The 14,891-nt window shown below is 65.3% G+C and carries 14 protein-coding genes; 11 read left to right on the top strand and 3 right to left on the bottom strand.

The window, feature by feature from the left end:
• Positions 1 to 13 precede the first annotated feature (13 nt).
• The 4 genes from AC07XB_RS32570 (at position 14) to AC07XB_RS32555 (ending at position 4,018) form a co-directional block, all read left to right on the top strand.
• Positions 14 to 994: a Bug family tripartite tricarboxylate transporter substrate binding protein gene (locus AC07XB_RS32570; RefSeq protein WP_492831525.1), complete on the top strand. Its 981-nt coding sequence runs from the start codon at positions 14 to 16 to the stop codon at positions 992 to 994.
• A gap of 72 nt (positions 995 to 1,066) precedes the next feature.
• On the top strand, positions 1,067 to 1,834 hold the full coding sequence (locus AC07XB_RS32565) for an HpcH/HpaI aldolase family protein (RefSeq protein WP_174428449.1): 768 nt from the start codon (positions 1,067 to 1,069) through the stop codon (positions 1,832 to 1,834).
• Between the two features lie 67 nt (positions 1,835 to 1,901).
• On the top strand, positions 1,902 to 2,933 hold the full coding sequence (locus AC07XB_RS32560) for an aldo/keto reductase (protein WP_492374641.1): 1,032 nt from the start codon (positions 1,902 to 1,904) through the stop codon (positions 2,931 to 2,933).
• Positions 2,934 to 3,028: 95 nt separating this feature from the next.
• Positions 3,029 to 4,018 (top strand): Bug family tripartite tricarboxylate transporter substrate binding protein, encoded by a 990-nt coding sequence (locus AC07XB_RS32555; protein WP_492374640.1) that lies wholly within the window; start codon positions 3,029 to 3,031, stop codon positions 4,016 to 4,018.
• A 45-nt stretch (positions 4,019 to 4,063) separates the two neighbouring features.
• On the opposite strand, the gene AC07XB_RS32550 is transcribed toward AC07XB_RS32555, so the two are convergent.
• From AC07XB_RS32550 to AC07XB_RS32540, 3 genes are all read right to left on the bottom strand, one after another.
• Positions 4,064 to 5,245, bottom strand: a complete 1,182-nt coding sequence (locus tag AC07XB_RS32550; protein WP_492374639.1) for an OpgC domain-containing protein — start codon at positions 5,243 to 5,245, stop codon at positions 4,064 to 4,066.
• Positions 5,246 to 5,674: 429 nt separating this feature from the next.
• Positions 5,675 to 6,421: a hypothetical protein gene (locus AC07XB_RS32545; protein ID WP_492374638.1), complete on the bottom strand. Its 747-nt coding sequence runs from the start codon at positions 6,419 to 6,421 to the stop codon at positions 5,675 to 5,677.
• A gap of 347 nt (positions 6,422 to 6,768) precedes the next feature.
• Positions 6,769 to 7,692, bottom strand: a complete 924-nt coding sequence (locus AC07XB_RS32540) for a LysR substrate-binding domain-containing protein (protein WP_492374637.1) — start codon at positions 7,690 to 7,692, stop codon at positions 6,769 to 6,771.
• Between the two features lie 107 nt (positions 7,693 to 7,799).
• On the opposite strand from AC07XB_RS32540, the gene AC07XB_RS32535 reads away from it, so the two are divergent.
• The 7 genes from AC07XB_RS32535 to AC07XB_RS32505 all read left to right on the top strand — a co-directional run bounded on the left by AC07XB_RS32535 (position 7,800) and on the right by AC07XB_RS32505 (position 14,602).
• Positions 7,800 to 8,048 carry a hypothetical protein gene (locus AC07XB_RS32535; protein ID WP_492815064.1) on the top strand — a complete coding sequence of 83 codons (249 nt, stop codon included), beginning with the start codon at positions 7,800 to 7,802 and terminating at the stop codon, positions 8,046 to 8,048.
• 66 nt (positions 8,049 to 8,114) lie between these two features.
• Positions 8,115 to 8,933: a crotonase/enoyl-CoA hydratase family protein gene (locus tag AC07XB_RS32530; protein ID WP_492374635.1), complete on the top strand. Its 819-nt coding sequence runs from the start codon at positions 8,115 to 8,117 to the stop codon at positions 8,931 to 8,933.
• Between the two features lie 172 nt (positions 8,934 to 9,105).
• Positions 9,106 to 10,404, top strand: a complete 1,299-nt coding sequence (locus tag AC07XB_RS32525; RefSeq protein WP_492374634.1) for an MFS transporter — start codon at positions 9,106 to 9,108, stop codon at positions 10,402 to 10,404.
• 163 nt (positions 10,405 to 10,567) lie between these two features.
• Complete coding sequence (locus AC07XB_RS32520) at positions 10,568 to 11,059, top strand: hypothetical protein (protein ID WP_492815068.1); 492 nt, start codon at positions 10,568 to 10,570, stop codon at positions 11,057 to 11,059.
• A 289-nt stretch (positions 11,060 to 11,348) separates the two neighbouring features.
• Positions 11,349 to 12,902, top strand: coding sequence for a class I adenylate-forming enzyme family protein (locus AC07XB_RS32515; RefSeq protein ID WP_492374632.1), 1,554 nt, complete (start codon positions 11,349 to 11,351; stop codon positions 12,900 to 12,902).
• A gap of 121 nt (positions 12,903 to 13,023) precedes the next feature.
• Complete coding sequence (locus AC07XB_RS32510) at positions 13,024 to 14,190, top strand: thiolase family protein (protein ID WP_150988223.1); 1,167 nt, start codon at positions 13,024 to 13,026, stop codon at positions 14,188 to 14,190.
• A gap of 4 nt (positions 14,191 to 14,194) precedes the next feature.
• The gene (locus AC07XB_RS32505; protein WP_492815071.1) at positions 14,195 to 14,602 is read left to right on the top strand and encodes a Zn-ribbon domain-containing OB-fold protein; all 408 of its coding nucleotides are present in this window, start codon (positions 14,195 to 14,197) and stop codon (positions 14,600 to 14,602) included.
• Positions 14,603 to 14,891 lie beyond the last annotated feature (289 nt).

The following is a 14,891-nucleotide window of genomic DNA, read 5'->3' as shown; positions in this document are numbered from 1 at the left end:
AAAGGAGACAACCATGCTGCGCAAATGGATCACCCTGCTGGCGGCCGCATCGCTCACCGCGCTGGCGCTGCCGGCCAGCGCCGATGGCCCCGCGCCCTGGCCGCAGCGCCCGGTGCGCGTGGTGGTGCCCTATGCGCCGGGCGGTGCCTCCGACGTGCTGGCCCGCCTGCTCGGCAGCAAGCTGCAGGAGACCTGGAAACAGCCCGTGGTGGTGGAGAACCGCACCGGCGCCGGCGGCAATATCGGCACGGACAACGTCGCCAAAAGCGCGCCCGATGGCTACACCCTGCTGCTGGGCGACCTGTCCAACTTCGTGATCGCGCCGGTGGCCTGCAAGAACCTGCCGTACGACGTGATCAAGGATTTCAGCGCGGTGGTCACGCTGACCTACTCGCCCTACATGCTGCTGGTCTCGCCGCAGACCAAGGCGAGCTCGCTCAAGGAGCTCGTGGACTACGCCCGCGCGCATCCGGGCAAGCTCAACTGGGCCACCACCGGCATCGGCAGCGGCCCGCACCTGGCCGGCCTGCAGTTCGCCCGCAAGCTCGGCATCGACTGGCTCTACCTGCCCAACAAGGGCGGCGCGCAGGCCAATCTGGACGTGATGGGCGGGCAGGCCGACCTGATGTTCAACAGCATGGTGGCCAGCGCGTCCTACGTGCGCGGCGGCAAGCTGCGCGTGCTGGCCTTCACCAGCCGCGAGCGTAATCCCGAATGGCCTAACGTGCCGACCGTGGCGGAGGCCGTGCCGGGCTTTACCGCCGGCGGCTGGCAGGGCATGCTCGCGCCCGCTGGCACCCCGCCGGAGGTGATCCGCAAGATCAACGCCGATGTGGTGCGCATCCTGCAGCAGCCCGAGATCCGCCAGCGCCTGGCGCAGCTCGGCGCGGAGCCGGTCGGCAATACGCCCGAAGCCACGCAGGCGTTTGTCCGCGAAGAGAAAACACGCTGGGCCGACCTGATCCGCGAGAGCGGCCTGAAGCTGGACATGTAGGCGCGCACGCCAGCACGCCAGCACGCCAGTACATGGCCGCACCTTCAACAACCGACCCCCCGGAGACTTTCCATGCAACTTCCCGTCAACGCCTTCAAGCAAGCCATTCTCGCCGACCAGCCGCAGATTGGCCTGTGGTGCTCGCTGTCTTCCTACCAGGTGGTGGAACTGGTGGCGCGCTCGCAATTCGACTGGCTGCTGCTCGACATGGAGCATGCTCCCAATGACATCTCCACCCTGCACACGCAATTGATGGCCACCGAAGGGACCAAGAGCCATCCCGTGGTGCGCCCGCCCTGGAACGACATGCTGTGGATCAAGCGCTGCCTGGATATCGGCGCGCAATCGCTGCTGCTGCCCTATGTGCAAAACGCCGAGGAAGCCGCCAATGCCGTGGCGTGGAGCCGCTTTCCCAAGGGCGGCATGCGCGGTGTGGCCAGCGGCACGCGCGCCGGCGGCTTTGGCCGCATCAAGGATTTCCTGCATAACGTGCAGGAGCAGACCTGCGTGCTGGTGCAGCTCGAATCGATGGAAGCCATCCGCAACGTCGACGCGATCTGCGCGCTGGACGGCGTGGACGGCGTGTTCATCGGCCCGAGCGATCTCTCCGCCGACATGAACCACCTCGGCGACATCCAGCACCCCGAGGTGCAGGAAACCATCGCCGCCGCGATCCGCCGCATCCGCGCCAACGGCAAGGCCGCTGGCATTCTCACCACCGAAGCGCAGGGCCAGCAGTACATCGACATGGGCGCGCGCTTTGTCGCGGTGGGGACCGACATGACCCTGCTGCGCCTGGCCACCGACGCGCTGGCGGCGCGCTTCAAGCAGGCGCAATAAGCCGGATAAGCCAGAACCGGCCACAACAGGCCCGCACCGCATTTATTTCTCTCCTGGAAGATTCGAGATGTCTGACTTCAAGATGCAATACCGGCGCCTGGGCGCCAGCAACCTGCAGGTGTCCGCCCTGTGCCTGGGCACCATGATGTTTGGCGACCAGACCGACGAGGCCGAGGCCGGCCGCATCGTCGACAGCGCCCGCGCGCATGGCGTCAATTTCATCGATACCGCCGACATGTACAGCCTGGGCGGGTCGGAAACGATGGTGGGCAAGCTGCTGGCGGGCGATCGCCAGGACTGGGTCCTGGCCAGCAAGCTGGGCAACCCGATGCAGGCCGCCCCCAACCACTCGCACTACTCGCGCGTCTGGATCATGCGCGCCGTGGAAGACAGCCTGCGCCGCCTGGCCACGGACTATCTCGACATCCTCTACCTGCACCGCGACTACGCCGGCGAGAACCTCGAAGAAGCCGTGCGCGCCATGGGCGACCTGATCCGCGCCGGCAAGATCCGCTACTGGGCCGTGTCGAACTTCCGCGGCTGGCGCATCGCTGAGATCGCGCGCCTGTGCGACATGCTCAACGTGCCCCGCCCTGCGGTCTGCCAGCCTTACTACAACCTGCTCAACCGCATGCCCGAAGTGGAGATCCTGCCGGCCTGCGAGCATTTCGGGCTGGGCGTGGTGTCCTACAGCCCGATCGCGCGTGGCGTGCTGACGGGCAAGTACCTGCCCGGCCAGCAACCGCCGCGGGACTCGCGCGCCGGCCGGGCGGACCGCCGCATGATGGAGACCGAGTTCCGCGAGGAGTCGCTGGTGATTGCGCAGACGCTGAAGCAGCATGCGCAGGCGCGCGACCTCAAGCTGGGCCAGTTCGCCACCGCCTGGGTGCTCGCCAACCCCATCATCAGCTCGGTGATCGCCGGGCCGCGCACGCTGGCCCAGTTCGAGGACTACTTCGGCGCCGTGGGCGTGGCGATCTCACCGCAAGAGGAAGCCATGGTCGACGCCCTGGTGCGCCCCGGCCATGCGTCCACGCCGGGCTACAGCGACCCCAGCTATCCGCTCACGGGGCGGCCGGTGGCGGTATCGGAAGGCTGATCCCCTTGGGCACTGGCTAAAGCAAAAAGTGCAAAAAGCGCAAAAAGCGTAAAAAGACAGACCTGACCCACCCTGGCAACGGGGGAGGAGACAAGATGACTGCAAGACGATTTCCCGCATTGGCGGCAGCGGCGCTGGCCACGGCCGTCACCGCCCTCGCTTTGGTGCCGGCCGCCGCCCGCGCCGATGACTACCCCAACCGCCCGATCAAGCTGATCGTGCCCTTCCCGCCCGGCGGCGGCAACGACAATGTGGCGCGCCCGATCGCCCAGAAACTGTCCGACGCGCTCGGCCAGCAGGTGATCATCGACAACCGCCCCGGCGCCGGCACCATGATCGGCGCGGAAGCCGCGGCCCATGCCGCGCCGGACGGCTACACGCTGTTCCTCGGCTCGATTGCATCGCACGCCATCAGCCCCAACCTGTATGCGCGGGTGCCCTACGATCCGATCAAGGATTTCGAGCCGGTATCGCTGCTGGCGTCGGCGCCGACGCTGCTGGTGGTCAACACGCATACGCCCTACAAGACCTTGAAGGATGTGCTGGTGGCCGCCAAGGCCAGCCCCGGCAAGCTGACTTACGGCTCCGCCGGCAGCGGCACGCCGCCGCACCTGTCCGGCGAGATCTTTCGCGGCCAGGCCGGGATCGACCTGCTGCATGTGCCCTACAAGGGAGGATCGGGGCTGCTGCCTGATGTGATCGCGGGCCGGGTCGACATGATCTTCGATACCGCGGCATCCGCCATGCCCCACGTGCGCAGCGGCAACCTGCGCGCCATCGCCATTGCCCGCGCCACGCGCCAGCCGGACCTGCCGGATGTGCCCACCTTCGCCGAACAAGGGTTTCCCAAGTTCCAGACCTCAGGCTGGTACGGCATCCTGGCGCCCGCGAAGACGCCCAAGCCGGTGATCGACAAGCTCTACGCCGCGTTGCAGAAAGCCATGGTGCAGCCGGAGGTGACAAGCCGGCTGAAGACGCTCGGGGTGGATCCCATCGTCAGTACCCCGCAGGAGTTCGGCACCTTTATCCGCGCGGAGCTGGACAAGTACAAGCAGGTGATCCGCCAGGCGGATATCAAGGAATGACGGCGTAATCGCACACAAGCACGATCACAAGCCAGCGAAGGCTGCCTAAGCGGCAGCCTTTTGCACTTCCTTACTTTCTTCCCTTCTCTCTTCCCTGCTCTCCTCCTTGCGCGCTTCCTTGCGCCCCTCCTTGCGCCGCCCATACCAGCCACCAATCACCAGCAACAGCGCCACGGCCACGATATCGCCACCCAGCGCGATCGGCCGCGACGGCCGGCCGCCGGCAATGCCATAGGTAAAGCCCTCGATCACCACCGACACCACCGCGCCAAAGACAAAGCAGAACAAGCTGTGGCGGCCAATCTGCACCACCGGCCCCATCACCGACGCCAGCCGCGCTACCCAGCCCGCGCGGACAGCCAGATAGCACAGCCAGGCCAGCCCGAGGAAACTCACGATGCGCAGCGCCGCCAGGCTCTTCTTGGGCAGCGGGAAAACCATGGCCGGCAGCCACGTGGGCAACCATGGCTCGTACACATGCGGACGCATCCACAGGTAAGCCAGCAGCACGCCGGCCAGCGTCACCGCCACGGCGAGCACCGTCACCACCCAGCGCACCAGCGCCTGGCGCGGCAGGATCACATCGGGGCGCAGGCGCGCCATCAGGCCCAGCCCAAACAGCAGTTGCCACGCGAAGGGGTTGAAGCTCCAGCCGTTGCCATCGCTGCTAGGCAGCAGCGGCGTGAGCATCGGCGCCATCAGCCACAGCAACCCGCTGGCGCCGACAAACGTCAGTGGCACCGCGCGCGCCATGCGGATCGCCAGCGGCGCAAACAGGATGAAGACTGCGTACATCGGCAGCACGTCCGACACAAAAGGCTGCCGCGCCACGCTGAACACCTCAATCAGCGTGCTGAACGGATGCGCCATGAAGATCGGCGCCTCCGTGGACCGGATCGCGGGCGCCGGCACCTTGGCCAGCGCCAGCAACAGGCCGAACACCAGCATCAGCACGCCGGTCAGTACGAACGCCTTGTAGATCTCCCAGCTACGGCGGATCAGGCGGTTCTGCGCGGCGGAGGCACCGTGCCGCGCCTCCATGGCGACGTAGGCCGCCCCTGCCGAATAGCCGGCCAGGAAGACAAAGATCTCCGCCGCATCGAAGAACGCGAAATTGCGGATGGTGTAATCGGCCAGCACGCTGCCGTTCACATGGTCAACCACGATGAAAATCAGCGCGATGCCGCGAATCAGGTCAACCTCAGTTCTACGCTGGGTTTCGTTCATGGACAAAAGCAACTCCTGCAATACCTGGCAATCCGGGCGCCCCGACAAAGCGTCCGGATGTCTCCGAGGCCACTTATCAGTGGCCTCTGTTTATTCAATGTGAGCAAAACCGCACCCAGGGGAGGCGATCTGGCGCCCGGCAGGCTGCCGGCGCACCTTGGCTTTGTCCCGGATTTCCTGAAAAAGTGCGATGGGGCACGCTCGCAGCCCAAAGACGGCAAAACGCCCGGCAGCGCGACGCCCGGGCGTGATGATACGGTATATTGGGGATTACCCTAGGAAGAGGTCGCCAGGGATTGGAAAGGAAAAAGCAAGCGGGCCTTGTTGCGGCCCCGGTCAGCGAATTCCTGGCTCCCGTTCGATGATGGGCGCCAGCGCGCCAGCACCCTGCCGCGGCGCTCGCGCGCGGCAGGATGGCATTGCCAATGCCTATTGCGCCGTGGCACCCGAAGACACAGCGGCGCTTGTGGCCGTTGTCATCTGCTCCATAAACAACGCCGCGCGCAGTTTCGAGGTTGCAGCCCGCGTGCTCGCGTCCACCGACTTCATCAGGTTGCTATATTCCGGCGCGTCATCCCATTCGCCGGTCACGGGCGTGTTGACTGTCACCGGCTCGTACCATTGCAGCCGATTGGTATGCAGATCGATCAACTGCCCCACCAGCGATACATAGCCCTCCGGCGCTCCCAGCGGCATGAAACCATAGTAGCTGCGCGAAGTGCCCAGCCAGCGCGACGCCACCAGCAGCAACCGATCCGCGCCATACTGCTTAGCCAAAGGCCGGTAGTCCATCTCCGCAATACCGTCACCGGAACCTTCCGTGAACTTCTTCAACTGCTCCGTATCCACGGGAGCCGCCACCAGCACGACCTTGACCTGGCGGGACTCCAGCCCCTTCGCCAGTTCCTGCGGCAGCCCCTTTACCAGCGAGAAGTCTTGCCGCTGCAAACGCTCCACGATTGCCTGTGCATTGGCCTTGTTGATGGCGTAGTCAAGGATCCCCTGCGCCCCGATCATGTTCTGGTTAGGTTCTGGCAGCTTTTGCACTGCCACCGCGACCGTGCTCGTCCGATCATCAAAGAGCTTCGCGGAAGCAGGAATTGGCTTCTGCACGACCGCACAACCAGCCAACGAACACAACGCCAGGAACAGCCCGGCAAGACGGATACGACCCATGATTCTCCTGTTTTATCTAAGCCACAACTTACGGGGGCGATAAGCACGCCGCTGCCCCGCTTGGATAACGGCGGGAAACCAACTGCCCAATACCCCACCGAAGTCTGGCTTGACGGCTACCGCGCTCACTCGATGGCCCTTGCGGCTAGCTTGGGGAGCGCTGCGCTGGTTTTCCCCGGCATTCGCAAAACAGAAATTAATTCAATTACCAATAAATAATAATTTAATTATATTAAATTATTATTTTTGAAAATTCATTTAATAAATAGACACCCAGACCTACAACGCCAAATGTCTCGGTCGTTTACGAATGACTGTCGTTGCTTAGTTTTCCCCTACGGCCGCCCTCACCCAATCACCTCCCCCGCCAACTCCGTCTCCAGCCAGGCCCGGAACCGCTCCACCCCGGGCCGCACCACGCTGGACGTCACGATCTGATAGGTCGGCCCGTCAGCCACATGCTTTGGCAGCACCACCTGCAACTGCCCGCTCTTGAGCATCGGCAACACCATCGGCGTACGCCCTATCGCAATGCCCGCCTGTTGCGCGGCGGCATTCAGCACGTGCGCGTACTGCGAGAAGTACAGGCATGCCTGCTTGGACGAGCGCATCAGCCCGAGGCGCTGATACCACTGCGTCCATGACATCCAGTCAAAGCGGGCGCCGGGGTCATGGAACACCAGCAGCGGCGTATCGAGTATCTGCCGGGCGTCGGCAATGCGCGCGGCCACGGCAGGCGCGGCGACCAGCATCAGGCGCTCCTGCAGCAGCGGGCGCGGACCGTCGGGGTCCAGGGGCTGTGTGTTGAGACGGATGGCGAGGTCGATGCCCTCGCGCTCCAGGTTGAGCATGGGCTCGGAAGCATCGATGCGCACGTCGATGCCGGGCTCGGCGGCCTGGAAGCGGGCGAGCTTGGGCACCAGCCAGAGCGACGCGAAGGACGGCGTGGTGGTGACGGCGATGGATATGCGGTCAACGGCGAGCAGGCGGTCGATGGCCGCGCCGAGCTGGCCGATGGACAGGCGCGCCGCCTCGTAAAGCTGGCGGCCTTCCGGGGTCAGGCTCAGGCCTTTGCCGCCGCGCAGGAAGAGCGCGGTGCCGAGCACGTCTTCGAGGCTCTTGACCTGTTTGCTGACGGCGGACTGGGTGATGAAGAGTTCTTCGGCGGCGGCGGTGAAGCTGAGGTGGCGTGCGGCGGATTCGAAGCCGCGCAGGGCTTCAAGCGACATGGCGCGCAGCGCATTAGTGGAGGCTCGGCTCAGGATTGACATGACAGCCAGGCATACCCTTCATGAAAAGGCTTCCGGGCAGCGTTGGCTGTTCCCCGCAAGAATGCAAGCACCGTTGCAGAAATTGGCGGGCTAGCCAGGAGGCGATCGTGAGCACAAGACAAGGCAATTGGATCCTCGGCCCGGATGCGCTGCGGATCCCGCTCGGGTTGGGATCTTACCTGATCTGCGTGGAGGGCATCGTGTGGCTCACGCAGCAGTCGGCCATGCTGGAGGCGGCTTGCCGCGACACGGTACTGGTGAGCGGCGAGCGCTTTTGCGCCAGGCAGAAGGCCATTGTCTTTGTCTCCGGCTTTCGCGGCCACCCGGCGCGCATCGCCGTTCGGACAATCGACTAACCGCACCGGCAAGCCTTGCAAACAATCAGGACAACAAAACAACAAGACAACCAGGACCTACCGAAGATGAACAGCCTATCCGACATGACCAACGCAAACGACTTGGTGTGCTATGAACGATCCGGCCAGCATGCACTGCTGGTGCTGAACCGCCCCGACAAGCTCAATGCCCTGAGCTACGCGCTGATCGACGCGCTGATGGTCCGGCTCGATGCGATTGAGGCAGATCCCGCGGTGCGCTGCGTGATCCTGACCGGCCGCGGCTCGCGGGCCTTCAGCGCGGGGGCCGACATTGCCGGCTTCGCGCCTGACATCGCGGCCTCCCCCGAGCAGGCGCAGCGCCGCTTCCTGCTGCGGGGACAAGCCATGACGCGGCGCATCGAAATGTTTCCGAAGCCGGTCATCGCTGCGGTCAATGGCCTGGCCTTCGGCGGTGGCTGCGAGATCGTGGAGGCTTGCAGCCTGGCCATCGCGGCCGGGCATGCCACCTTTGCCAAGCCTGAGATCAAGCTGGGCTTCCCGCCCACGTTTGGCGGCACACAGCGCCTGCCGCGTCACGTGGGCCGCAAGCGGGCAAACGAAATGATCCTTGCCGGCGAGGCAATCGATGCCGACAGCGCATTGCGGTTCGGCCTGCTCAACGACGTTGTGAGCGCCGCCGACCTGCTGCCCGCCTGCCTGCGGCTGGCCGAACGGATCGCTCGGCATTCCGCGATTGCGGTCACCGCGTCGCTGCGCGCGGTCACGCGCGGCATCAACCTGCCCATCGATGAGGGGCTGGCGGTGGAGGCGATGCAGTTCATGATCGCCGCGGCGTCGCAAGACGCGCGGGAAGGCACCAGCGCTTTCGTGGAGAAGCGCCCGGCCATGTTTCGCGGCGCCTGAGTATCGGGCGAGGCGCCGGGGGGTGCCTGGCGGCTCGCGCCTCACACATGCGGGACTGGCGCTGGCGGCTTGCAAGGCATATATTGACCAGCACAAGCGCGCCCGCACAGGCTAGCCGACCTTTCGCGAAAGGCGGCGGATAGCCGGGACGTCGTGGCGAAGGAGACTGGCGATGCAAGCGGAAATGGCAGGCGCGGCAGTGCCTGGATCCTCAAAGCTGGGCGCGGTCCTGCGGGTTACCAGCGGTAACTTCCTCGAACAGTTCGACTTCTTCCTGTTCGGTTTCTACGCCACCTACATCGCTCACACCTTCTTTCCGGCAAACAGCGAGTTCGCCTCGCTGATGCTGACTTTCGCCGTGTTTGGCGCAGGCTTCCTGATGCGCCCGCTCGGCGCCATCCTGCTGGGTGCCTATATCGACAAGGTGGGACGCCGCAGGGGCCTGATCGTGACGCTGTCGCTCATGGCCTGCGGGACCATCCTGATCGCGCTCGTGCCGGGCTATGCCAGCATCGGCGTGCTGGCGCCGCTGCTGGTGCTGATCGGGCGACTGCTGCAGGGCTTCTCGGCGGGCGCCGAGCTGGGCGGGGTATCGGTCTACCTGGCCGAAATGGCCACACCCGGCCATAAGGGCTTTTATACCGCCTGGCAGTCGGCCAGCCAGCAGATCGCCATCGTGGTCGCGGCCGGGCTTGGCTTTGGGCTGAACCACTGGCTGACGACCGATGAACTGGGCGCATGGGGCTGGCGTATTCCGTTCTTTATCGGCTGCCTGATCGTGCCGTTCCTCTTCGTGTTGCGCCGCTCGCTGCAGGAGACCGAAGAGTTCCGTACGCGCCGGCACCATCCGAGCACGCGCGAAGTATTCGACTCCATGCTGCGCAACTGGCGCACGGTGCTGGCCGGCATGCTGCTGGTGGCAATGACCACGACCACCTTCTACCTGATCACTGTCTATACGCCCACGTTCGGCAAGACGGTGCTCAAGCTCAGCACGGCCGACAGCCTGGCCGTCACGCTCTGCGTAGGCATTTCCAACTTTATCTGGCTGCCCATCGGCGGTGCCCTGTCCGACCGCATTGGCCGCCGCCCTATCCTGCTGACCATTTCGGCCATCGCGCTGGTCACCGCCTATCCCGCGTTGTCGTGGCTGGCGGGCGCGCCGAGCTTCGAGCGCATGCTGATCGTGCTGCTGTGGCTGTCCTTCCTCTTTGGCATGTACAACGGCGCCATGGTGGTGGCCCTGACCGAGGTGATGCCGGTGGAGGTGCGCGTGGCCGGCTTCTCGCTGGCTTACAGCCTTGCCACGGCGGTGTTTGGCGGCTTTACGCCGGCGGTCTCGACCTACCTGATCGAGGTGACCGGCGACAAGGCCGCGCCGGGCTACTGGATGAGCTTTGCCGCGGCATGCGGGCTGCTGGCCACCCTCATCCTTTATCGCAAGGCGCGTCCCGTGGCATCGGCTTTTTGAGCCCCATCATCAACTTATTGCTGTATTTGGCGCCGCCAGCATCACAAAATTACCTGCATTGCCCTACAGATCCGCTTCACGAGTTCGTTAATTCCGGGTACCCAGGTGTGCCGTGCGCGGCCGCCTCCCGTGCGTTCGCGCACTACCTGAAGGAACAAATCCGATGAGCACGATCGATCCGGCGTCCTCCACCGGCGGCCAGTTTGCGGCCGCCACGGCCCTGGCCGGCGCAGCCAGCCTTGCCACCGCCAGCCAGGCAACGCCCGCCAGCCAATCGGGCGGCGGCAAGCCGTCCGATGGCATCCATGTCGATCTTTCATCGGCTGGCCGCACGCTGGCGTCAGGCAAGCCGGCCGGCTCCAGCGGCCGCAACAGTGATATCGACAACAGCAACCTGCCGGATACGGCCAAGGACCTGCTCAAGCGAATCCGTGAATTGCGCGACGAGCTGGCGCGCAAGCAGCAGGAACTGCAAGCCGTGGCCTCGGCCCAGAACCTCTCTGCCGACCAGAAGCAGGTCCGTCTTGCAGCGCTGAACCAGGCCATGAGTTCGCTTACCGGTGCCATATCCAGCGCCAGTGGCGCGCTGGCCAAGTCCATGGAAAAGACCTCGCCCGAGCAGCAGATGAGCGCGGCGGCCTTGGCCATGGGCTGATTCCGCCATAGGGTGGCTCCATCGAGGGCCACCCCGCACGTTGGTTTTCACTCCGTCTCCCCGCGCAGCGCCCCTCCCCTAGCTTGTCCCCTAGCTTGTCCCCTAGCTTGTCCCCTGGCTTGCCCCTTCCGCGCCATTTTGTGCGCCGCAACAACGATTCCCGGCAAGCCCCTCTTCCAAAAAGCCAAATTGTCGAACCCGGCACAAGGCGCGACACTCTTTCACAGCCGCGGCAGGCCGGCCATGAATGAGACACCCAAGCACACCCCAAGAGCCCAACGGCAGCCCTATGTCACCGACAAGCACTGACTTCACCCCTCTCGCCGCCCTCGTCGACGCCCAAGCCGCGCTGCGGCCGCGGCATCCGGCCGTGGTGCTGGATGAACGCAGCGTGGATTTCGCCAGCCTCAACCGGCTTGCCGACCGCGTTGCCGCCGCGCTGCAGCGAGACGGTGTGCCGGCGCAAGGCGCCGTCGCCATCTGCGCCGCGACGTCGATCGAATACGTTGCCGCCTTCCTCGGCTGCCTGCGGGCAGGCGTAGCGGTGGCACCACTGTCGCCCTCGCTCAACCCGCAGACGCTGCGCGGCATGGTGCAGGACTCGGGGGCGCGCCGGCTGTTGATCGATGCCAGCACGCGCCAGGCCCTGCACGGGCTGGAGGCCGAGCTCGGCATTCCCTGCATCGCACTGGACGACAGCCACGCGGGCCTTGCCTTTGGCCAGTGGCTGGCCCCCGAAGATGCCCGGCCGGCTCCGGTCAACGTGCAGCCCGACTGGGCTTTCAACCTGATCTATTCATCCGGCACCACCGGCGTGCCCAAGGGCATCATCCAGCCGTTCGGCATGCGCTCGTCGCATGTGCAGCGCGCCACCCAGGGCGGCTATGGCCCGGACACCGTGGCGCTGCTGTCCACGCCGCTGTACTCCAACACCACACTGGTCAGCCTGTTCCCCACCTTGTCGCTGGGTGGCACCGTGGTGCTGATGCGCAAGTTCGATGCCGGCCAGTACCTGGCGCTGGCCGCACAGTACCGCGTCACCCATACCATGCTGGTGCCGGTGCAATACCAGCGCATCCTGGCCCACCCCGACTTCGCCAGCACCGATCTGTCATCGTTCCGCTATAAGTTCTGCACCAGCGCGCCCTTTGCCGCCGCGCTCAAGGCGCAGGTGCTGGCACGCTGGCCCGGCGCGCTGATCGAGTACTACGGCATGACCGAGGGCGGCGGGCGCTGCGAGCTGCGCGCGCATGAGCACCCGGACAAGCTGCATACGGTCGGGCGCCCCTCGCCGGACACCGATATGCGGCTGCTGGACGATCAAGGCCGCGAGCTCCCCGCCGATGCGCCGCGCGACACCCCAGGCGAGATCGTCGGGCATTCCCCCGCGATGATGTCCGGCTACCACAATCATCCAGCGAAGACCGCCGAGGCCGAGTGGTTCGACGCCACCGGCAAGCGCTTCATCCGCACCGGCGACGTTGGCTACTTCGATGCCGACGGCTTCCTCATCCTGATGGACCGCAAGAAGGACATGGTCATCTCGGGCGGCTTCAACATCTACCCGAGCGACATCGAAGCGGTGCTGCTCGGGCATCCCGACATCGCGGACGCGGCGGTGGTCGGCGTGCCCTCGGAACGCTGGGGCGAGACGCCCGTCGCCTTCGTGGTGCTGCGGCCCGGCGCCATCGCCCAAGCCGCCGCGCTGCTGGACTGGGTGAATGGCCGGCTGGAGAAAATGCAGCGCCTGGCCGCGCTGGAGCTGTCGCAGGAACTACCGCGCAACGCCATCGGCAAGGTGCTCAAGCGCGATCTGCGCGAGCAATACGGACGCGCACCTTGACACTCGCGGCACCAAACAAGAACACAGGACTTCGGTTATAGCCATAGTTCATAGGCCATAGTCCATAGTCCATAGTCATCACCGCACACCAACTTACCCGGGACAACAACTAGGGAGACCCATGAGCATCAACGGCAAGGCTTATATCGTCGGGGCCTACGAGCACCCGACCCGCAAGGCACCGGACAAATCCGTCGCGCAACTGCACGCCGAATCCGCCAAGGGCGCGCTGGAGGACGCCGGCCTCACCCTGCAGGACGTGGACGGCTACTTTTGCGCGGGTGACGCGCCTGGCCTTGGCGCGCTCAATATGGTCGATTACCTCGGCCTGAAGGTGCGCCACGTCGACTCCACCGATACCGGCGGCTCGGCGTATATCGTCCACGTCTCGCACGCCGCGCAGGCCATCGCCGCCGGCAAGTGCAATGTGGCGCTGATCACGCTGGCAGGCCGCCCACGCTCGGAAGGCTCGAGCGGCACGCAGGCGCGCAACTGGGGCGCGAACCTGCCCGACCAGCCGTTCGAGGCGCCGTTCAGCCCGGTGACCGTGAACCTGTACGCGATGGTGGCGATGCGCCATATGTTCCAGTACGGCACCACCGCCGAACAGCTTGCCTGGATCAAGGTAGCGGCCTCGCACCACGCGCAGCACAATCCCCACGCCATGCTGCGCGATGTGGTGACGGTGGAGGACGTATTGAATTCGCCGATGATCTCGGATCCGCTGCGCAAGCTCGACTGCTGCGTGGTGTCCGATGGCGGCGGCGCGCTGATCGTCGCCCGCCCGGAAATCGCGGCCAAGCTCAAGCGCCCCATGGTGAAGATCCGCGGCGCCGGCGAAGCCGTCAAAGGCCAGCTCGGCGGCATGGTCGACCTGAGCTGGTCGGGCGCCGCCATCTCCGGCCCGATCGCGTTTGAAGAGGCCGGCATCCGCCCGTCCGACATCAAGTACGCCTCGATCTACGACAGCTTCACCATCACCGTGCTGATGCAGCTGGAAGACCTGGGCTTCTGCAAGAAGGGCGAAGGCGGCAAGTTCGTGGCCGACGGCAACCTGATCTCCGGCGTGGGCAAGCTGCCCTTCAACACCGACGGCGGTGGCCTGTGCAACAACCACCCGGCCAACCGCGGCGGCATCACCAAGGTGATCGAAGCGGTGCGCCAGCTGCGCGGCGAAGCCCATCCCGCCGTGCAGGTCAAGAACTGCGACCTGGCCCTGGCCCAAGGCACCGGCGGCTACCTCGGCTCGCGCCACGGCAGCGCCACCGTCATCCTGGAACGGGAGTAATAAGATGAGCACACCTTACACCGCCACTCCCCTCAAAGCACCGCAGGTCGCCCCGGACAACACCGAGTTCTGGGAAGCCGCCCGCGCGGGCCGCCTGCTGGTCAAGCACTGCAAATCCTGCGGCAAGCCCCACTGGTACCCGCGCACGCTGTGCCCGTTCTGCATGGGCGAGACCGAATGGAAGCAGGCCTCGGGACGCGGCACCATCTACTCGTTCAGCGTCACCCGCCGTGCCGGCCCCACGCCCTTCTGCATTGCCTATGTGACGCTGGAAGAAGGCGTGACCATGATGACCAACATCGTGGATTGCGACCTGGATACCGTGCGCATCGGGCAGGAAGTGAAGCTGACGTTCACGCCGACGGACGACGGGCCGCCGGTGCCAACGTTCACGCCGGTTAGCGCCGCCTGAAGCCAACAGGAACGCGAGGGACATCGGCGAGCACCCGCCCTCTCCCACAAGTGGGAGAGGGGAGCCAACCAGCGGCAAGATCAACCGTTCAACTGATCAGCCGATCAACCCATTGTGGTAGCCGTGTGAAGCGCCCGAAGGGCGGGCCACACCCCAACGCGATGCGAAGCGAGCCGTCAAGGTTCACCTAGGCCGTATGGGGCGCCTCGGGCTTCGACGAAAAGAGCGGAAAAGAGGGACCCATGTCTGAGTATCGCCTTAAGGCGATGCGAGTTTGGGTCCCGGCCGC

The organism is Cupriavidus sp. GW821-FHT02F09 (genome assembly GCF_059421605.1).
This window is presented reverse-complemented; position numbering and strand designations above follow the sequence as displayed.